We start from the raw sequence: 20,093 nt of genomic DNA on the forward strand, positions 1-20,093 counted from the left end.
AAGTTGCAGCAAGAGAAAATGGTATAAGTCTCCAGGCAATGAAGAACTTTTCTAATTTTATTGATCTCATAAGGATGGACTTAGAGGCCCAGGCAAAAAGGGAAGATTCAATGAAGCTCGCCTCCACAATTCATGGAGAACTTAAGGATAATATAGACAGGCCGTCAAATGGAATAAAGAAAGGCCCCTTCTATGTGCTATATACTGCAAAGATGCCCAGTGTGCTTGTTGAGGCCTCCTATATAAGCAATCCTGTTGAATAGAGATTTCTTGCAACCCCCCAGTACAGGGAAAAACTTGCAAGGGCAATTGCAAAGGGGATAAAAAGTTATTTTGAACTGAAATCCCAGAGAGGTTCTCAGGCAAGAAGAGAAACAAATCCCTCGCTATGACAGGTATCTTCATACTTTTTTATATACTTTATGCCATTCTCCTCTTTCTCCTTAAAGGGCCATTTTATCTATTGATAATATCTTTACCAGTGCTCTTTCTTTATATAAAGCTGCCAGCAAAAATCAACAATAAGGGTATTTATATAACACTCTTATTTGGTCTTTTTATATTCATTGCGAATCAGCTTCATCCGGAAGGCAAGATAATATTTAAAAAAAATTTCATTGTAGTGGCTGATGACTCTCTGAAAAATGGTTTTGAACGAGCAATGAGATTAATAATACTTGTGATGGCTGCAAAAGTTCTTCTATGGAAATTTTCTGCTGAAGAGCTTCTTAAAGGATTTGAAAGGCTTCTCGGCCCGCTGGGAAAAAAGAAGGCGGTACAGAATTTTATAGAGACAGGTCTTCTTACCCTTAAGGCATTACCAGGGGTCAGCAGAGAACTCCATAAAGAGTATTCAGAAAAGTGTAAATCAGGAAGCCTGATTTACAGGGTAAAAACAGTAGGTCTTATAATAGTTACAGTTCTTTCAAAGGCAATAAACAGGCCGGAGGAATTCTTCTGAACCTGGATTATCTCATAATAAACGGTTCTGTTTATGATGGCTCCGGTAACCCGCCTCAAAAAATCCCGATTGGAATAAGGGGAGATAGGATAGTTCTTTTAAAAGAGGATGAAGCAAAGAAGGTGTGTGGTGGAAAATCAGTTATTGATGCAGAGGGACTTGCCATTGCACCGGGATTTATAGATACCCATGGCCATTCTGAGTTCACGGTAATTGCAGATCCCGGGCAGGAAGGAAAGCTCTTTCAGGGAATAACAACAGAGATAAATGGTAACTGCGGACTCAGTGCTGCACCACTTTATGGTGATTATCTAAGTCATAGGATGGAGGATCTCAGGGAATATGATATCCCGTACAGATGGAACAGCCTGAATGAATTTTTTGAAATACTTGAAGAGATAAAGCCAGCCCTTAATTTTGCAACCCTCGTGGGACATGGAAACATAAGGGGCTCTGTAATGGGGTTCAGAAGCGGGAAACCGTCAGAAAAAGAATTAAAGGAGATGAAAAGGCTTCTTGAAGAAGCCCTTCTTGAGGGAGCTATAGGGCTCTCATCAGGACTCATCTATCCTCCTGGCATTTATTCAGATACCGATGAGCTCATTGAGCTTACTGAATACGGAATAAGGATATCAAAGCCATATAGACCCTTTATCTACGCTTCCCATATGAGAAGTGAATCAGATAATCTTATAGAAGCTTTGGAAGAGGTCATCGAGATAGCAAAGAGGTCCGGTTCACCTGTACATATATCCCACCTTAAGACTGCTGGAAGAAATAACTGGAATAAGATTGACAGGGTTCTGGAGATTATCCACAGGGCAAAGGATCATGGTTTAACTGTAAGTGCTGATAGATATCCCTATACTGCCTCGAGTACAGATCTTGATTCAGTTCTACCCGCATGGGTTTTTGAGGGAGGGAAAGAAGAGGAACTCAAAAGGCTCAGAACTAAGTCTAAAGAATTAAAAAAATATCTCTCAACTATCAGCCCTGATGAGATAGTTATATCCTCTGTTGAAAATCCAGAAAATAAATGGATGGAAGGTAAAAGCTTAAAAGAGATCTCCATAAATGTGAAAAAAGAAATACCTGAGGTCATAATAGATATTCTCATTGAAGAAAATCTAAGGGTAGGAGCTATCTTCCACTCAATGTCCGAGGATAATCTCCAGAGATTTTTAAAAGAACCATATATGACTGTAGGAACAGACAGCTCCTCAAGAAGTTTTGGTGGACCAACAAGAAAGGGTAAACCCCATCCAAGGGGATTCGGAAGCATGCCAAGATTCATAGGTCTCTACTGCAGACAGATAGGGCTTTTTTCTCTTGAACAGGCCATAATGAAAATTACCTCACTTCCAGCAAAGATATTCGGAATAAAAGACAGAGGAATCATAAAGACTGGTGCCTTTGCAGACCTTGTGATTTTTGACCCTGAAAAGATAATAGACAGGGCTGATTTTAATAATCCCTTTTTAAAACCAGAGGGCATACATTATGTTTTCATAAATGGACTTCCGGCAATATGGAAGGGAGAGCCTACCTTAATAAGGAATGGAAGGGTTCTGAGAAGCGGTGGATAGGAAACCTGTTATCGGAATAACAATGGATGTGGATGAAGAATACTTTAAAATTAAAAACCACTATACTGATGCCATTCTAAGTGCAGGTGCCATCCCACTGCTTCTACCACCAAAAGAAAGTATTATTACGGAGATAAAAAATCTCGTTGATGGCCTAATAATTTCAGGAGGTGGTGATATACCACCGGAATATTATGGGGAAAAACCAGTGGCTGATAACCTTAAAATAGTTGACAGGAAAAGGATAGAATTTGAAATTAAAATAATAAAAGAATTCCTTAACTCAAAAAAACCTGTCCTCGGCATATGCTATGGAATGCAGCTTATAAATGTTGTATATGGAGGCACACTTTTTCAGGATATACAGGGGCATTATGATGGATTTCATGAGATAGAAATCACTGATAACAGACTCATTCCCCCTGGCAGATATACTGTAAATTCTTCCCACCACCAGGCAATAAAGAAAAAAGGCAGAGGAATAATTGAGATAGGGGTTTCACTAAAGGATGGTATAATAGAGGCAATAAGGCACAGGGATTATCATAACCTCTTCGGAATTCAGTGGCATCCTGAAAGACTTAAAGGGCAACTATCAGAAAGGATTTTCAAAAATTTTATTGGGTTATTAAGGAGGTAAACGGGTGAAGGTAAACAGATTTTATCTTCTAACAGTTATTTTTCTTATTATACTTTTTGGCTATCTACTCTTCCGGATAATCAACCCCTTCATAAACTCCCTTATCTGGGCTGTTGTCCTTACAATTATATTCTTTCCTCTTTATTCTCTTTTTTTAAAGTACCTTAAAAGAGATTATATTGCTGCACTCCTTACTGTGCTGATCGTCATTGCCTTTATTCTCGGTCCATTCACATACTTTGGTATTCTTCTTGCGACTGAGCTCCGCCATCTCTCACAGATGCTTACAGAAGAGAGATTGATGCGGCTTAAGGACCTACTCAGCCATCCGGCAGTATCAGATATACTGAGTTATCTTGAAAGGAATTTCGGTATCACGGCGGAACAGATCACGGGAGAGGTCATTGCAAGCATTACATCTGTAAGTAAAGCTATTTTGAATAATATTACACGAGGTATTACAAACATCATTGGTTTTGCAATTAATTTTATATTTATGATATTTGCCCTCTTCTTTTTCCTTATAGGCGGTCCTTATTATCTAAAGAAGGTCCTTGAATATTTACCATTCAGTGAATATGAAAAAAAGAGGCTTACCTGTCTTGTGAGGGACATTATAATATCAACAATCTATGGTGGAGTTGTTGTGGCACTAATTCAGGCATTTATAGGAGGAATCTCCTTCTGGATTCTCGGGATTCCAACACCAGTTATATGGGGAAGTGCAATAGCAATTGCCTCATTCATCCCCATCCTTGGAGCCTTTTCAGTATGGGGACCGGCAGCCCTCTATCTCTTTCTCACAGGTTCTATTCTTGAAGGCTTTATTCTTACAGCCATAGGCGCCCTTGGAATAAGCACTGTTGACAATATCCTTAAACCTATAATCATAGGTTCAAGGACAAAGATGCCAACAATAGTACTCTTTTTCAGTGTCCTTGGAGGTATTAAAGAATTTGGCCTGATAGGACTTATCGCTGGTCCACTTGTGGTCGCCCTTTTCATAGCAGTCATTGAGATATTCAGGAAAATGGAGCAGGAAAGATAATAACCCCTAAGATACAGACGTGAAGATTGGAAGAAAAATATTTTTCTCAATTACTCTTATCCTTTTATTTCTTTTTTCCTGTTCTGTCCGAAACAGGCAGGAAGGGGCTATCTATTTCAGGCTAAATTCAAATCCTACCACCCTTGATCCAGGTCTCATAGTGGATGTAAGCGGTGCAGGCATAGCAGCAAAGCTCTTTAATGGACTTGTGAGACTTGATCATAAACTTCAGATTGTACCTGATATAGCTGAAAGATGGACCGTTTCAGAAGATGGAAAGACCTATACTTTTCATATAAGAAAAGGTGTAACGTTTTCAAATGGAAGGGAGGTTACAGCACAGGATTTTAAATATTCCTTTGAGCGTATTCTCTCACCCCGATTCAAGTCACCCAATACATGGGTTCTTGACAAAATTGATGGAGCAGAGGATTTTCTTAAGGGCAGGGCAGAGGATGTAAAGGGAATAGAGGTGGAGGGTAAGTATATATTAAAATTAAAACTAAAAGAACCCTTTTCACCATTCCTGGGGCTTCTTACAATGACAGCCGCCTATGTTATTCCAGAAGAAGAGGCATCAAGACCGGATTTTGCTACTAATCCTGTAGGCACAGGACCATTCATTCTTAAAAGATGGAGTCATAACAATGAGCTTGTTCTTGAAAGAAGAGAGGATTATTTTGAAGGTCCTGCTTATGTAAAAAAGATTATTTACAGAATAATTCCCGAAGACCTAACAGCAATCACAGAGTTTGAACTCTCCAACATAGATGTCCTGAGCCTGCCTGCCTCAGCCTTAAAAAAATATACAAAGCATGATGAGAAAAAAAACTGGCTTATCTCTCATACAGGACTTAATATCTATTATCTCGGTATCAATTGTTCAAAGGCACCACTTGATAATCCACTAATTAGAAAGGCAATAGCTCATGCAATAGACAGGGAAAGGATCCTTAAAACTATTTACGAAGAAAGAGGGGTACTGGCTGATGGTATAGTACCGCCAGGCTTAAGACAGTGGAGTGCTCCTCAGACCATCAATTATGAACCTGAAAGGGCAAGGGAACTTATAAAGATTTCTGGTTATAACGGAGAACCCCTTGTCTTTTATGTCACCCAGGATCAGGAGGTTATAGATATTGCAGAGGTCATTCAGGAATATCTAAGAAAGGCAGGCCTTAATGTGAAGATAAGACAGCTTGAGTGGAGTGCCTATAAAGAGGCATTGATCAAAGGAGAGGAGCATCTCTTCTGGCTTAGCTGGTGGGCAGATTATCCTGATCCTGAAAACTTCCTCTTTCCGCTCTTTCACTCCTCAAACAGAGGTGCAAAGGGAAACAGGACGATGTACAGGAATCCAGAGGTTGATAAACTTATAGAAATAGGACAGAGAACAGTTGATATAAAAAGACGACCAGCCCTTTATGAAAGGGCCGAAGAATTGATAATGAATGACCTTCCTTTAATACCCTTCTGGCACAAAAAGGATTTTTATATTATCCAGCCCTGGATAGAGGGATTTAATATAGTGCCTGTCTACAGCATAGACAAGGGGATGAATTACAGATTAAGGACAGAGAGGTTAAAATTAAGTTGAGGATAGAGATCTCTATCCTCAACTTATTAATTATTTACATCCTTCTTGCCATTGCCTCAAGTCTTGCTATTCTTTCTTCAATGGGCGGATGGGTGCTGAAGAGCTTCATAAGTCCGCCACCTGAAAGAGGATTAACAATGAACATGTGGGATGTGGCTGGGTTTGCCTCAAGGGGTATCCTCTGGGATGCATAATGAAGTTTCTTAAGGGCATTTGCAAGATAAAGAGGATTGCCCACAATTTTTGCACCACCTGAATCAGCACCATACTCCCTTGTCCTTGATACAGCCAGCTGAACAAGCATGGCAGCAATTGGAGCAACTATCATCATCACAAGGGCTGCTAAAGGATTTCCACCCTCATCATCATCCCTTCTGCCACCAAATATCATTGCCCACTGGGCCATCTGGGCAAGATAGCTTATTGCTCCAGCAATAGTAGCTGCAATGGTGCTTACAAGGATATCCCTGTTTTTAATGTGGCTCAGCTCATGGGCAATAACACCTGCAAGCTCGTTTCTGTCAAGAAGCCTCATAATCCCGGTTGTTACGGCAACAGCTCCATGTTTAGGGTTTCTTCCTGTGGCAAAGGCATTAGGCTGGTCAGCATCAATTATATAAACCTTTGGCATAGGAAGGCCTGCACGCTGAGCAAGGCTTCTCACTATTGAGTAAAGCTCCGGAGCCTCAGCCTCTGAAACCTGCCTTGCTCCATACATCCTGAGCACAATCTTATCACTGAACCAGTAGGCAAAAAAGTTCATTGCCAGCGCCATGATAAGCGCAATAGTCATACCTGCTCTTCCACCCAGAAGAGCTCCGACGAAAATAAATAGAACTGTAAGGGTAACCAGCAAAACCATGGTCTTAAGAGTATTCATTTATCAAACACCTCCTTTTTCTTAATTATTTTCCACTTGAAAATTTTTCCTAGCATTAATTGTAGGTCTGCTAACCTGACTCTAATCATTTTTAATTTATCAGTTTTAAGTAATTCCTGTCAAATATAATACCCAGCGGTAATGGAAAATTTTCTGTGTAAAATTGAAAATTAAAGAAAAAGGGGTGTATCCTTCATAATTGTAAGGAATTTTTTAAAGAAAGAGGACACACCCATGGAAGTAGAACTCACTGACCTAAGTTTAACAGATTTATGGAAGGAATATTAAAGGAGTTTTAAGGATTTCTGGCAATTAAGTGATGAAGGGATTAAGGGCATGAGGGTTAGGAAAAGATAAAATTGCCACCTCGTAGGTGTAAGATAAGCAGGCAGGAGGCGACAAAGGCATGGAAGAAATGGCATTGAGTTAAAGAAGAGTTTATCCCTAGGCAGCAAGATGCAAGGAAATAAGAATACGGACAAGACCAAGGAGTTGCTTTAACAATACAGCGAGCATAGAGAGGATACCCTCAGCAGTAATTAGCCTATTAAATGAACATCGGAGGATAAAACCCTTAAATGAATTTACACAGAAGTATTGACATTACCCTATTTTCTGCATTTCAGTTTATAGAGGTCAGATGTGATAGAATATAATTACCTGCTGATTGAGTCTTAAGTGCTTTTTCTGGAGAGGTGCCGGAGCGGTTGAACGGGGCGGTCTCGAAAACCGCTATTCCGCTAAAAACGGAATCGTGGGTTCGAATCCCACCCTCTCCGCCATAAATCAGGCAATTCCATATCAACTCTTTTCAGTTTTATTCAGTGTGCTCCATGTATCAGTACGGGCAGGCATCTCACGCAGACTATCTTCTGCACCCCTTCATGATAGCACGGTAGATATACCCTCAAAGGGTCATCGGTTCCACAGACAAAGCATTTAAGTTCCATTTATTCCTCCAGTGAGTTTATTTCATCCACTATCTTCTGAGGATCAAGATTATGCATCATGGCTCCAAAGGATATTGACTCAAGATTTATTCCCGGACAGGTAAAGCAGCCATTTCCAAAATACTTCTCTATCACCTTTCTTGCACCAGGAATATCCCTTATCACATCTCCAATAATTGAGTCTTTTGTAACCTTTTTCTTTTCTGCAACCATACTGACCTCCTTTTCAAGGATTTTATTTTACTTTATACCTTTAAAGTACAGACTTGCCATGATGCAAATCATATCCCCTGGTATGTTATAATTTTGAAGGCTTAGCCTGAAAAAGAATATAGTAAAAAGGAGAAAAGATGAAAAGACTTATTATTATAAGCATAATTCTTTTGTTAGCAATTGCAGGATGCGGAGAGAAAAAATCATCCGGTCCTGTTGTGGCTAAAGTAAATGACACAGCTATTACAAAGGAAGATGTTATGAGAAAACTGGATACCCTTCCGCCCTATGCCCAGCAGTTCTTCCAGGGACCCCAGGGCATGAAGAGACTTGTCGATGAGCTTGTAAAGACAGAGGTTCTATATGCTGAGGCTAAGAAGAAGGGTTATGACAGAGACAAGGAGTATAGAGACCAGGTTGAGGAATTTAAAAAGCAATACCAGAGGGAGCTCGAAAGACTCCAGAAAGAATATAAATCCAGGGTAGAAGAATTCCAGAAAATCGCAGCCATCAGACTTCTTCTGAAAAAGGAATTACCTCAGAATGTGGAAATCACTGATAAGGAGATAAGAGACTTTTATGAAAGGAACAAAAACAATCTCAGAGAAGGTGGAAAGATCGTTGAGTTTGATGCTGTAAAAGACAGGATCAGAGAATCACTTATTGAAAACAAACAGGCAGAGGTATTTAATAAATATGTGGAAGAATTACAGAAGAAATATACTATCACTATAAATGATAAAGAACTTGAAACCCTCTCTGCCCCAAAAGGGGAAGGGCACAAAATTAATTAGTCTTTGGAATCCTGTAAGAACAATAACGACCGCCTTCTGACACGCACTGAAGGCGGTCAACGCCTGTGCCGAATAAATCCCTGTAAAGTTCGAGCTCGTATTTACAGACTTCTCTGTAATGACTCGATACAGCTGATATAGGACAGTTAAATTGAATCAGATCCACATCATGAAGCCTTTCCTGTGTTTCTAAAATATAGCCCTGCTCTTTAAGAGAATCAAGAAAGAGAGAAAGCCTTGTCTTAAAATTCTTTACATTGCCAAGAATTGAGGAAAAGTGTTTAAAAAGTCTGTCCTTTCTTTTTTTAAAAAGCCTGTCTATATGCTCTCTTCCACCGTCATCTTCAATCTCTTTAAATACCTCGAGGATAAAATTTTTATAGTTATTCGGAAAAAGTTCCTCTGCTTTATTTGTAAGGCTGTATATATACCCTGGCCTACCCACACCCTTTTTTCTCATCCTGTAAGAAACAAAACCATTCCGCTCAAGACTAAGTATATGCTGCCTTATTCCAATGGGGGTTATGTTCAGGGCATTGCTCATCTCCTCTATGGACATCTCTCCATTTTTCTTGAGAAGAAGAAGAAGCTTCCAGACTGTGGAATTTTCGAACCTCTCAAGCATAAAAAAGCATACCATATTTTGCATATGGTGTAAATACCCCCTTAAGTGTTATAATTTTAATTATGAAAAGGATATTAATGAAAGGTAATGAGGCCTGTGCTGAGGCAGCTATACAGGCTGGATGCAGATTTTACGCAGGTTATCCAATAACTCCACAGAATGAAATTCCAGAATATATGTCCTGGAGAATGCCGGAGGTTGGCGGTGTATTCATACAGGCAGAAAGTGAGATTGCAGCAATAAACATGGTTTATGGCGCTTCAGCTGGCGGTGCCAGAGCCATGACATCTTCTTCAAGTCCTGGAATAAGCCTCAAGCAGGAAGGCATATCTTTTCTTGCAGGTGCTGAACTTCCTGCTGTAATAGTGAATATGCAGAGGGGTGGTCCTGGTCTAGGAAACATCTCAGGAAGCCAGGCTGATTATTTTCAGGCTGTAAAGGGTGGTGGCCACGGTGATTACAGGATGCTCGTTTTTGCTCCCTACAGTGTACAGGAACTCTGGGATCTCACCATGCTTGCCTTTGATAAGGCAGATGAATACAGAAACCCCGTAATGATTTTGGGAGATGGTGTGGTAGGACAGATGATGGAGCCAATGTACCAGAAACCTTATATACCTCAGGAAAATCTTCCAGCCAAAACATGGGCAGTTAGCGGAGCTAAAGATAAAAAACCAAATGTTATAAAGTCTCTATATATGGGTGAAGGAGAGCTTGAAAGACGAAATTATATCCTCCAGGCAAAATATAAAAGAATGAAAGAAAAAGAAGTAAGATTTGAAGAATTCATGACAGAGGATGCAGACATTCTCCTTGTAGCCTTTGGTATTGCTGCAAGGGTCTCTATCTCTGCAATAAGAGAATTGAGAAGATCAGGTATTAAAGCAGGGCTTCTAAGACCCATAACGCTATGGCCCTTTCCAGATAATAGATTGAAGGAACTCTCAAAGAAAATTAGAAAATTCCTTGTTGTAGAATTAAATTCTGGACAGATGGTTGAGGATGTGAGGCTTTCTGTATGTGATAGCGAAGTACATTTTTTTGGAAAACCCGGAGGAGCACTGATATCTCCAGAGGAAGTAAAGAATAAAGTTCGTGATATAGTAGAAAAAAGCGGAGTAATTTCCATTCCATGAAAATAACCCTTATCTCTCCACCCTTTGGAAGGGGTGGACAGAAATCAAAAGGACTTCCTATAGCACCACCTGTCCTTGAATACCTTACAGGGCTTACATATAAAGTCAGGCCTGATATAGAAGTTGAATTGATTGATGCAAACAAAGAGTCCTTCAATCCCGAAGAGATAGACTCTAACCTTATAGGATTTACGGTTCTTACGCCTCAGGCACCCTGGGTATACAGAATGGCTGATAGATTGAGAAGCCTCGGCAAAAAGGTAGTTCTTGGTGGTATTCACGTTACAGCCCTTCCAGAAGAGGCAAAGCCCCATGCAGATGCCATAGTCCTTGGAGAGGCAGAAAATATCTGGGAAGAACTATTAAAGGATGCTGAAAATAATACCTTAAAACCGATTTATGATGGAGGCTATCCTGAACTTAAGGGTCTTCCAAAACCTGTCACCAATCTCTGGAAAACAAGATATGTATACGGCTATTTCCAGACCTCAAGAGGCTGCCCTCACAGATGCACCTTCTGCTCTGTCCATAAGTTTTTTGGAGGTAAAGTAAGAGTACGGCCAATCGATGAAGTGATCGAAGAGGTTGCCCAGAGTAAATGGAGACTTTTCTGGGGTATTGATGACAACATATGGGGAGTTAATATCTCCCACACCATTGAGCTTTACAGAGAAATGTCAAAGAGCGTAAAGGGTAAATGGTGGTTTGGCTCTGGAGATCTTGTATCAGTGGAGCACCCAAGATCAGATGAACTTTTAAAATATGCCAGGGATGCTGGTCTTACTGCTGTACTTGTTGGGTGGGAATCAAATAATCTAAAAAGTCTTGAGGAATACAGGGCAACCTCAAAACAGGCAAAGCGAAGAAGGGATGCAATAAAGAAAATTCGTGATCATGGTATAGAGGTTATGCTTTTTATAATGGTTGGTGGAAGGCAGGATATAAGGGAAGACTTTGAGGGAATACTGAAACTCTGCGATGAACTTAAGGTATCTGCTCACCCCGTTATGACAACCCCATTCCCCGGGACAGACCTTTATGAAGCGTATAAAGAACATCTCATACCAGGAATTGAATGGGACTTTTTTGATGGAAATCATGCCGTCTATGAACATCCCACGATGAGCCCTGAAGAGAGGGAAGAACTACTAATTGATCTTAGGGCAAAGCTCTTTACATTACCAAAAATTATTTCAAGGATATTCCAGATATCATGGAAAGGTTTTCCTATGAGTCATATAACATCATGGATGATCCAGTATCCTCAGGGAAGGGCATTCAGACAGTATGCAAAGGAAAGAAAAAAGCAGAATATTTTATAATTAATCTTATGAGTCCTGAACTCGGTATATTGATTATGCTCAATAATTATTTTCATGATGTGGCAACAGCGCTCCTTGCTGCAAGCGGAGTTACTATGTGGATTGTTGTAAAAAGATATGAAAAACACAAAAACCCAGAGGTCTACACCTATTTTCTTGATCTTTATAAAGGCATAACAGGTCTTGCAAAATTTGCCCTTTATTGGATACTCATTGGTGGAGTTCCAAGGACAGTTTTTTATAAAGACTTTGAATGGGCAAATGCAGCTGGAAAAGGTCAGATCCCTGCTTTAATAGTAAAACACATCCTCGCCTTCCTATTTGTGGGAACAGGTGCTTATTTCTGGATAAAATTAAGTAAAAAGATAAAAAATCTTAAAACCGAAAATTAAGTCAAGATCAAGCAATTTTTAACTAAATCAGACTAAAGTCCTAATTCTTCTGGAATTCCTATCCTTCCAAGCACAGCACTTGTAGCAGCAATGGCCGGATTACTTAAATAAACTTCACTTTCTGGATGCCCCATCCTTCCAACAAAATTCCTGTTTGTCGTTGCAATTGCCCTCTCACCTTTTGCAAGAATTCCCATATGACCCCCAAGACATGGTCCACATGTAGGTGTTGATACCACTGCCTCAGCATCAATAAAGATATCAATAAGTCCTTCCTTCATGGCCTCTTTGTAAATCTGCTGGGTTGCCGGAATAACTATCATCCTCACATCGGGATGGACCTTCCTTCCCTTCATGATCATTGCAGCCTCCCTTAGGTCTTCGAGCCTTCCATTCGTACATGAACCAATAACAACCTGGTCAATCCTGATGTGGCCGAGCTCCCTGGCAGGTCTTACATTTGATGGTAGATGAGGACAGGCAACAAGAGGCTCTATCTTTGATGCATCGTAATCCCTTATTTCCACATAATATGCATCAGGATCGGAGTTATAAAATTTATAAGGCCTCTTTGCCCTCGGTTTAACATACTCCTCTGTGATCCTGTCAGGAACAATGATGCCGGTTTTTGCACCGGCCTCTATAGCCATGTTGCACATGGTGAGCCTTCCATACATAGGAAGGTTTCTTATAGTCTCTCCCTCGAATTCCATTGCCCTGTAAAGGGCACCATCCACACCAATATCTCCTATCACATGGAGTATTAGGTCCTTTCCGCCAACCCATTTTTTCAGGCCACCATAAAAAATAAATTTCATTGACTCAGGTACCTTGAACCAGCACTCACCTGTTGCCATTGCAGCAGCCACATCAGTTGAACCCACACCTGTTGCAAAAGCTCCAAGGGCTCCATAGGTGCATGTATGGCTGTCAGCACCAATTACCAGATCACCTGGTACAACAAGTCCCTGCTCAGGAAGAAGGGCATGCTCTATTCCCATCCTTCCAACCTCAAAATAAAGGCCAAGTTTATATTGTTTTGAAAAATCTCTTAGAAGCTTACATTGTTCTGCTGCCTTTATATCCTTTTGGGGAGTAAAGTGATCGGGTATGAAGGCAATCCTGTTAGGGTCAAAGACTTCCTTTGCACCGATCTTTTCAAACTCCTTTATTGCAATGGGCGCAGTAATATCATTGGCAAGGATAAGGTCAATCTTTGCATAAATCAGGTCTCCAGGATAGACCCTTTCCTTTCCACAGTGTGCAGCAAGTATCTTTTCTGAAATAGTCATTCCAGACATACAGAGATTATTATAACTTAACTTATAAAATTTTTGTGAAATCTATATAGTGAGATATTTTTTTCTTCATCAGAAAAATTTAAATAACCTCAAATCTGTTAAAATTAATCTATGAAAGGACTACAGGACCTTCAGGTTACCAGTACTGGAAAACTCGATGAAATCCTCTTTAAACAAGAGCTCACGGAGGATATGGCCCTTTTGATAGCAGAAAACAGAAATACCCCTCCAGAATCTCTTGAACTGCTTGCACGGTCTGTAAGGTTTAAAGACAGCTATAGAATTAAACTTGCTCTCTGTAAAAATCCAAAGACTCCTCAAAGAATAGTACTTTCATTATTAAAATTCCTGAGGCTCTTTGACCTTGCAGATTTAACCAGGAATCCAAATATTCATATAAACATCAAGCAGAAGGTGGAGCAGTTAATAAAGGAAAAGATTCCAGCCCTTCCCATCGGAAATCGTATAACCCTTGCAAAGCGCTCAAGCAGTACAGTAGTACTTGCCATACTTGAGAAGGCAAAAGGTGGAAGAGAGGTATCAGTACTCATTAATACCTGCCTTGAAAATCCATTTTTAAAGGAAGGAGATATCCTCAAATTGATTAACAGTGAAATTACCCCTCCAGAGGTTATAAAATCTATTGCTGTCCATCCGAGATGGTCTTTCAGGTATTCTGTAAGGTATGCACTTATAAGAAATTTCTATACACCTCTTCATATTGTGGTAGAATTCTTAAAGGACATGAAACTTCAAGACCTTGAAGACCTCTATAAAGATGAGGTAGTTCCATCATCTACAAAACCCTTTATTTACAGGGAACTAACAGAAAGATGGCAGGAAGAAGAACAATAATATGGCAATAATTCATCCCACTAGGACAAATCTCCTTATTCTCAGGGAAAAGGCAACCTCTGTGAGAAACAGTATATCAATACTTAAGGCAAGGCGCCAGGCTCTTATGAGGGAATTCCTTGAGACAGCCATACCACTTTTAAGGTCAAGAGAAGAAATAAGAAAGACCTATGGAGATGCCATAGCACAGCTTTCCCTTAGCAAAGGACATGAAGGTCAGGAGGTTATAAATTCAATTTCCCTTATAACAGACAAAACCATTTCTGTAGAGCTAAAGGAAAAAAGCCTCTGGGGTTTGAAATACAAGGAGTTATCCTATGCAGAGTCTCCCCTTAAGATGCCCGAGGACAGACCCTATGACCATTTTTCGCTGACAGACCACCTTGAGCATTCTGTTGAGGGTTTTGAAAAGATTGTTGAAGCAATACTTGAGATAGCAAATTTTGAGAGCAAGACAAAAAGACTTGGAGAAGAGATCCTCAAGACAACAAGAAGGATAAGGGTCCTTGAGGAAAGGATATTGCCTGATTTAAATAAAAAAATAAGAGAGATTGAGAATTATATAGCTGAAAGAGAACGTGAGGCCTTTTACCGTCTCAAACTGTTTAAAGGTTTAGCGTAAAATAGTGTGGTATATCAGATATTCTTGAAAGTAAACTGGAATATCAGAGAATTGATTTCATAGCAAGATATAGTCTTTACCTTTCCAACGAGGAGAAGAAAGATACATGAACTTTCAGGGCTCATTTAAAAATAGCTTAGGCTCATAAAAAGGTCGGGATGACGGGTGTTATCCTTGCAGGAGGTTTAAACAGAAGATACCCTGGTCTTCCCAAGGGTCTCATAGAATTTAAGGGAAAGAGATTGATTGAACGGGTAAGGGATTCCCTCCTTACTCTTGAAAGATTAATAATAATCACCAATACTCCAGAAGCCTATTTTTATCTAGGCATTCCTCTTTATGGAGATCTTTATGATTTCAGGTGTCCACTTACAGGTATATATACAGCACTTCTTAACTCAGAAGGTCCGATTCTCATAAGTGCCTGTGATATGCCCTTTATAAATCCTGATATTGTAAGATTGATAAAGGATGAAGGAGCTCTGAGGTTGAAGACCCACGAGGCTGTCATACCAGTTTTTAATAGCAAACCTCAGCCCCTTCTTGGTGTTTATTCTGAGGCGCTAATACCTGTGGTCAAGAAATGGATCGAAATTAAAAGATGCAAAATGACAGAATTCCTTGAAGGACTCACGGTTTTTTATATTGAGGAACAGAGGTTGAGAGAGATCGATCCCCTGGGTCTTTCCTTCATAAATATCAACAGGCCTGAAGACATACTAACGGCAGAAGCCTTTGACTCTTCTAATGGTGTATAATTAATAAAATCCTAAAAGGAGGTATCAAGAATGTTTGGTCTTGGAATGCAGGAGCTGATAATAGTCCTTATAATTGTGCTGGTACTTTTTGGAGCATCGAGGCTGCCTGAGCTTGGAAAGGGTATAGGTCAGGCTATAAGGAATTTCAAAAAAGGAATGTCCGAGCCCGAAGAGATTGATGTCACACCCAAAAAACCTGTAGAACAGCCCAAAGAGGAAAAGAAGACGGGTGAATAGGCATCTAAAGGTTTTTATTGACCTTAATGCTATAAAAAATAATCTTAAGATAATCCGTCAGAGACTGACCCTCGGAACAGGTATTATAGGAGTTGTAAAGGCTGATGCCTACGGTCATGGAGCCCTAGAGGTAGCGAAGACCCTTGAGAATTCAGGTATTGAGATGCTTGCCACAGCCTATCTTGAGGAAGCAATATACCTCAGAGAAGGTGGTATAAAGGTCCCCATACTAGTACTCTTTGAAGAGCCTGATCCTCAGAAATTTTTAAGATACGACCTCAGGGCAGTAATACATAACAGAAAAACCCTCGAAACACTATCAAAGATAATGAGCTCCTCCTCTCCCACCCTTTCGGTCCATATAAAGATAGATACAGGAATGGGAAGACTCGGGTTCTTGCCAGATGAAATACCCTACCTGTTAAAGAAAATTGGAGATATAAAATCTATTAAAATAGAAGGAGTAATGAGCCACTTCAGTGAGGCTGAGCTCAGAAACAAAGAGTCAGTCATACAGCAGATTGAGAGATTTAAAGTGTCAAAATCTGAAATTGAGGATTTTGTGAAAAAAGAGGGGCAAAAAGCACCGATCTTCCACATAGCTAACAGTGCTGCAATATTCACCACTAATGAAGCCCACTTCTCGTCTGTAAGACCTGGACTTTCACTTTACGGTTACCTGCCAGGTGAACTTTCCTCTGAGGAACTCTTACCGGCAATGAAGGTAACGACAGAACTGCTTGCCATCAGAGAAGTACCCTCTGGAACTCCAATAAGTTATGGTGGAACCTTTATTACCAGAAGAAAGAGTATTATAGGTATTATCTCTGCAGGATATGCAGATGGTCTGATGAGGAATCTTTCAAACAAAGGATATGTAATTTACATGGGAAAGAGGGTTCCGATTATAGGACGGATATGCATGGATCTGACCATGATTGACCTCACAGATATAATCAGGGTTGAAGAAAAGGAAAACAATGAAGTGACAATCCTGGGCTCCCAGGGCATGGAAAAGATAACAGCAAAGGACATTGCCTCATGGGCAGGAACTATACCCTATGAGGTGCTCACAACCTTTGGGGGTCTTGGTAAAAAGGAATTTATAAACGGAGATAATAAATTTGTCAGCTAAAAGCTATATTGAAAAACTCGGTAGATTCGTCTCCCTCTTCATAATAGAGGCAGGAGGCATTGTCCTTTTTGCCATAAGAACCCTGAGACAGCTCTTTACCCTTCCTTTTGATACAAAGCTCATTGTTCTACAGATGCTTTCAATAGGTGTGAGATCCCTGCCTGTGGTATTCATAACCTCCATATTTACTGGAATGGTCTTTGCACTCCAGACCTATACTGGATTCAAGAGATTCGGTGCAGAATCCATGGTCGGCTCTGTTGTTGCACTATCAATGACCAGGGAGCTCGGTCCTGTGCTTACAGGATTGATTGTTACAGGAAGGGCTGGTGCTGCTATTGCAGCGGAGATTGGCACAATGAGGGTAACAGAGCAGATAGATGCCCTTGAAACCCTTGCCACAAATCCCCTTAAATATCTGGTTATACCAAGATTCCTTGCTGGATTATTCATGCTACCAGCCCTTACAGCTCTTTCAGATATTATCGGAATAAATGGTGGATTTATAGTAAGTACCGGTATATATAAGATGAGCTCAAGTCTTTACTGGAGGAAGGTCTGGGAACATCTTGAGCTTGGAGATTTTTACAACGGTCTTATAAAGGCAGCATTTTTTGGCGCATCCATGGCAATCATCTGCTGCTATAAAGGTTTTTATACTAAGGGAGGTGCTGAGGGAGTGGGGAAGGCAACAACCCAGGCTGTAGTTCTTGCATCAATGACAATACTTGTTAGTGACTATTTCCTTTCAGCCTGGCTATTTTAAGATGCGAGGTAAGGCTTGATAGAGATAAAAGAACTTTATAAATCCTTTGGGCCCAAGGAAGTTCTTAAAGGAGTAAATCTCACCATCGAAAAGGGTGAGAGTATGGTGATAATAGGGGGCAGTGGATCTGGCAAAAGTGTACTTCTTAAACATATAATAGGATTGCTCAGGCCTGACACAGGCTCTATTTTCATAGAAGGTCTTGATGTGACTAAGCTGAATGAAAAGGATCTTTATAAGGTGAGGAAGAAATTTGGCATGCTCTTTCAGGGAGCAGCACTCTTTGACTCCCTCAGGGTATGGGAGAATGTGAGTTTTTTCCTTATAAGACACAGACGCATAAGCGAAAAAAGGGCAAGGGAGATAGCCATTGAAAAATTAAGACTTGTCGGTCTTGTTGGTGTAGAGGACCTCATGCCTGCAGAACTCTCAGGAGGTATGCGTAAAAGGGTGGGTCTTGCAAGGGCAATTGCCCATGACCCTGAGATACTTCTCTATGATGAACCCACAACAGGCCTTGACCCCATAATGGCAGATGCAATAAATGACCTGATAGTTGACCTTAAAAATAAGTTGAATGTCACATCAGTAGCAATTACCCATGATATGAACAGTGCTTACAAGATAGCTGACAGGATAGCAATGCTCTATGAAGGAAAGATCATAGAGGTAGGCACTCCTTATGAGATAAAGAACACATCAAATCCTGTTGTAAGACAGTTCATAACAGGAAGTGCAAAAGGACCTATAAAGATAGAGGGAGTTACTGATGGATAAATCTGCTGAATTCAAGGTAGGGGTCTTCACTTTAATTGTCCTTCTTGTAATTGCCTTTTTTACTTTCAGGATAGGTGGATTTGACTGGCTTTATAAAAAAAGGGAATACACGCTCTATGTGTATTTCAGAAATATTGGAAATCTTGATGATAAATCCCAAGTAAGGATTGCTGGTGTTACTGTTGGAAAAATAAATAAAATAGAACTCTCGGACAACATGGCAAAGATCACTATTGGTATCCATGAGGGAATAAAAATTCCTGCTGATTCTGTAGCCACAATAAGGTCAACAGGACTCCTTGGAGATAGATATCTTGAGATAAGACCTGGAAGAGATCAGGTTTATCTCAGAGAGGGTGATACAGTAAGAAATGTAGAAGAGATGGCTGATATGGATGAGATGCTGAGGAAACTTTCAAATGTCTCAGAAAATGTTGACAAACTAATCTCCTCAGCGAACGAAGTCTTTGGAAGTGAGGAATCAAAAGAGGCATTGAAAGAATCTATAATAAATCTGAGAGATATAACTGCCAGTCTCAGGGATGCCATATCAAGAAATGACAGAAGGCTTGAACAGCTTATGGCAAAACTTGAAGACCTTGCAGATTCCTTAAAGGGCATGATCGATGAAAACCGGGAACCCCTTAAAAGAACTATTGCAAAGGCACCAGAGGTTGTTGAAGATCTCAAGAATACAACCAGTGAACTTAAATCAATGATAGAAGAAAACAGGGCCAATATCAGAGCAACAACAGAACAGATGAGCAAAATAACAACAGATATTCAGGAAGGAAAGGGTACACTAGGCAAACTCATGAAGGACGAAAGACTCTATGAAAGCCTGAATAAGGCAGCTGAAGGTGTAAACCGGACAATAACAAGAATAGAAAGGTTCCGTACTTTCATAACCTTTCAGGGAGATTATCTCTTTGAACCGAAAGATACAAAGGGATATTTTAATATAACCCTCCAGCCGACTCCTGAAAAATACTATATCCTCGGTATAGTGAGCGACCCTATAGGAAAGGTTACAACCACAGAGACAGTAACAAGAACAGATGGCACGACAGTAGTAACAAAAAAAGAGGAGATAGAAAAGAAGATAGAATTTACTGCCCAGTTTGGTAGGAGATTCAAGAACACTGCCCTCAGGTTTGGACTTACAGAAAGCACCTTTGGAGTGGGAATAGACCAGTTCTTCATGGACGACAGGCTCAGGCTTTCAGTGGATGCCTGGGACTTTGGTGGAGATGAGGCAGGAGCAAAATCTCCCCATGTTAGGACAGCTGCTGAATATGTTATATTTAAAAACTTCTTCCTCACAGCAGGATATGACAATATATTTAACTCCCGCTGGAGGGGACCTTTTATTGGTGGTGGTGTAAGATTTGAGGATGAGGACTTTAAGTATATCTTTGGCACAGTGCCAAAGGTGCCTCAGTAAAAGTAATACCTGAAGTGATTTTAGAATCACTCTTCAGGTTGGTAAAGGAAGGTC

At 40.3% G+C, this 20,093-nt stretch carries 23 protein-coding genes and 1 tRNA gene; 19 read left to right on the forward strand and 5 right to left on the reverse strand.

Annotated features, from left to right (window positions below; all coding sequences use genetic code 11):
* The 6 genes from N2257_05025 to N2257_05050 all read left to right on the forward strand — a co-directional run.
* Nucleotides 1–263, forward strand: a 263-nt coding sequence (locus N2257_05025) for an N-acetylmuramoyl-L-alanine amidase (protein MCX7793751.1), incomplete at its 5' end; no start/stop codon positions are given.
* A gap of 125 nt (nt 264–388) precedes the next feature.
* Nucleotides 389–961 (forward strand): CbiQ family ECF transporter T component, encoded by a 573-nt coding sequence (locus tag N2257_05030; GenBank protein MCX7793752.1) that lies wholly within the window; start codon nt 389–391, stop codon nt 959–961.
* Nucleotides 962–1,083: 122 nt separating this feature from the next.
* Nucleotides 1,084–2,547: a D-aminoacylase gene (locus N2257_05035; protein MCX7793753.1), complete on the forward strand. Its 1,464-nt coding sequence runs from the start codon at nt 1,084–1,086 to the stop codon at nt 2,545–2,547.
* Entirely contained in the window at nt 2,540–3,187 is a 648-nt protein-coding gene (locus N2257_05040; GenBank protein MCX7793754.1) for a type 1 glutamine amidotransferase, read from the forward strand. Before N2257_05035 ends, N2257_05040 begins: the two co-directional genes overlap by 8 nt.
* Nucleotides 3,188–3,191: 4 nt before the next feature.
* Nucleotides 3,192–4,235, forward strand: a complete 1,044-nt coding sequence (locus N2257_05045) for an AI-2E family transporter (GenBank protein MCX7793755.1) — start codon at nt 3,192–3,194, stop codon at nt 4,233–4,235.
* 19 nt (nt 4,236–4,254) lie between these two features.
* Nucleotides 4,255–5,832 carry an ABC transporter substrate-binding protein gene (locus N2257_05050; protein MCX7793756.1) on the forward strand — a complete coding sequence of 526 codons (1,578 nt, stop codon included), beginning with the start codon at nt 4,255–4,257 and terminating at the stop codon, nt 5,830–5,832.
* Nucleotides 5,833–5,866: 34 nt separating this feature from the next.
* Here the strand turns inward: N2257_05050 and htpX are convergent, their stop codons facing one another.
* A complete protein-coding gene (gene htpX / locus N2257_05055) occupies nt 5,867–6,712 on the reverse strand; it encodes a zinc metalloprotease HtpX (protein MCX7793757.1) in 846 nt (281 codons plus the stop codon).
* Nucleotides 6,713–7,401: 689 nt separating this feature from the next.
* Between htpX and N2257_05060 the strand changes: the two genes are divergently transcribed.
* Nucleotides 7,402–7,494, forward strand: a tRNA-Ser gene (locus N2257_05060).
* 39 nt (nt 7,495–7,533) lie between these two features.
* Here the strand turns inward: N2257_05060 and N2257_05065 are convergent.
* Both N2257_05065 and N2257_05070 read right to left on the reverse strand, forming a co-directional pair.
* Entirely contained in the window at nt 7,534–7,662 is a 129-nt protein-coding gene (locus N2257_05065; GenBank protein ID MCX7793758.1) for a hypothetical protein, read from the reverse strand.
* Complete coding sequence (locus tag N2257_05070; protein MCX7793759.1) at nt 7,663–7,875, reverse strand: DUF1858 domain-containing protein; 213 nt, start codon at nt 7,873–7,875, stop codon at nt 7,663–7,665.
* Between the two features lie 137 nt (nt 7,876–8,012).
* Here N2257_05070 and N2257_05075 point away from each other — a divergent pair, with 137 nt between their 5' ends.
* Nucleotides 8,013–8,669, forward strand: a complete 657-nt coding sequence (locus N2257_05075) for a SurA N-terminal domain-containing protein (GenBank protein MCX7793760.1) — start codon at nt 8,013–8,015, stop codon at nt 8,667–8,669.
* On the opposite strand, the gene N2257_05080 is transcribed toward N2257_05075, so the two are convergent.
* On the reverse strand, nt 8,662–9,294 hold the full coding sequence (locus N2257_05080) for a winged helix-turn-helix transcriptional regulator (protein MCX7793761.1): 633 nt from the start codon (nt 9,292–9,294) through the stop codon (nt 8,662–8,664). The two genes, N2257_05075 and N2257_05080, sit on opposite strands and share 8 nt — an antisense overlap.
* 62 nt (nt 9,295–9,356) lie before the next feature.
* Here N2257_05080 and N2257_05085 point away from each other — a divergent pair, with 62 nt between their 5' ends.
* Genes N2257_05085 through N2257_05095 form a run of 3 tightly spaced genes read left to right on the forward strand, consistent with a single transcriptional unit; the run spans nt 9,357 to nt 12,144 of the window.
* Nucleotides 9,357–10,430 carry a 3-methyl-2-oxobutanoate dehydrogenase subunit VorB gene (locus N2257_05085; protein ID MCX7793762.1) on the forward strand — a complete coding sequence of 358 codons (1,074 nt, stop codon included), beginning with the start codon at nt 9,357–9,359 and terminating at the stop codon, nt 10,428–10,430.
* Complete coding sequence (locus N2257_05090; protein MCX7793763.1) at nt 10,427–11,752, forward strand: B12-binding domain-containing radical SAM protein; 1,326 nt, start codon at nt 10,427–10,429, stop codon at nt 11,750–11,752. Before N2257_05085 ends, N2257_05090 begins: the two co-directional genes overlap by 4 nt.
* A gap of 8 nt (nt 11,753–11,760) precedes the next feature.
* Nucleotides 11,761–12,144 carry a hypothetical protein gene (locus N2257_05095; GenBank protein ID MCX7793764.1) on the forward strand — a complete coding sequence of 128 codons (384 nt, stop codon included), beginning with the start codon at nt 11,761–11,763 and terminating at the stop codon, nt 12,142–12,144.
* Between the two features lie 32 nt (nt 12,145–12,176).
* Here the strand turns inward: N2257_05095 and leuC are convergent, their stop codons facing one another.
* A complete protein-coding gene (gene leuC, locus N2257_05100) occupies nt 12,177–13,445 on the reverse strand; it encodes a 3-isopropylmalate dehydratase large subunit (protein MCX7793765.1) in 1,269 nt (422 codons plus the stop codon).
* A gap of 111 nt (nt 13,446–13,556) precedes the next feature.
* Between leuC and N2257_05105 the strand changes: the two genes are divergently transcribed.
* The 8 genes from N2257_05105 (at nt 13,557) to N2257_05140 (ending at nt 20,039) form a co-directional block, all read left to right on the forward strand.
* The gene (locus N2257_05105; GenBank protein ID MCX7793766.1) at nt 13,557–14,300 is read left to right on the forward strand and encodes a hypothetical protein; all 744 of its coding nucleotides are present in this window, start codon (nt 13,557–13,559) and stop codon (nt 14,298–14,300) included.
* Between the two features lies 1 nt (nt 14,301).
* Nucleotides 14,302–14,922, forward strand: a complete 621-nt coding sequence (locus tag N2257_05110) for a V-type ATP synthase subunit D (protein ID MCX7793767.1) — start codon at nt 14,302–14,304, stop codon at nt 14,920–14,922.
* A 158-nt stretch (nt 14,923–15,080) separates the two neighbouring features.
* Nucleotides 15,081–15,680 carry a molybdenum cofactor guanylyltransferase gene (locus tag N2257_05115; protein MCX7793768.1) on the forward strand — a complete coding sequence of 200 codons (600 nt, stop codon included), beginning with the start codon at nt 15,081–15,083 and terminating at the stop codon, nt 15,678–15,680.
* Between the two features lie 30 nt (nt 15,681–15,710).
* The gene (locus N2257_05120) at nt 15,711–15,917 is read left to right on the forward strand and encodes a twin-arginine translocase TatA/TatE family subunit (protein ID MCX7793769.1); all 207 of its coding nucleotides are present in this window, start codon (nt 15,711–15,713) and stop codon (nt 15,915–15,917) included.
* Nucleotides 15,910–17,052 carry an alanine racemase gene (gene alr / locus N2257_05125; GenBank protein MCX7793770.1) on the forward strand — a complete coding sequence of 381 codons (1,143 nt, stop codon included), beginning with the start codon at nt 15,910–15,912 and terminating at the stop codon, nt 17,050–17,052. Before N2257_05120 ends, alr begins: the two co-directional genes overlap by 8 nt.
* A complete protein-coding gene (locus tag N2257_05130) occupies nt 17,042–17,818 on the forward strand; it encodes an ABC transporter permease (protein ID MCX7793771.1) in 777 nt (258 codons plus the stop codon). Before alr ends, N2257_05130 begins: the two co-directional genes overlap by 11 nt.
* Nucleotides 17,819–17,833: 15 nt before the next feature.
* Nucleotides 17,834–18,595, forward strand: coding sequence for an ABC transporter ATP-binding protein (locus tag N2257_05135; GenBank protein ID MCX7793772.1), 762 nt, complete (start codon nt 17,834–17,836; stop codon nt 18,593–18,595).
* Entirely contained in the window at nt 18,588–20,039 is a 1,452-nt protein-coding gene (locus N2257_05140; protein ID MCX7793773.1) for an MCE family protein, read from the forward strand. Before N2257_05135 ends, N2257_05140 begins: the two co-directional genes overlap by 8 nt.
* Nucleotides 20,040–20,093 lie beyond the last annotated feature (54 nt).

The sequence above is a fragment of the Thermodesulfovibrionales bacterium genome, from assembly GCA_026417875.1.
Lineage (GTDB): Bacteria > Nitrospirota > Thermodesulfovibrionia > Thermodesulfovibrionales > CALJEL01 > CALJEL01.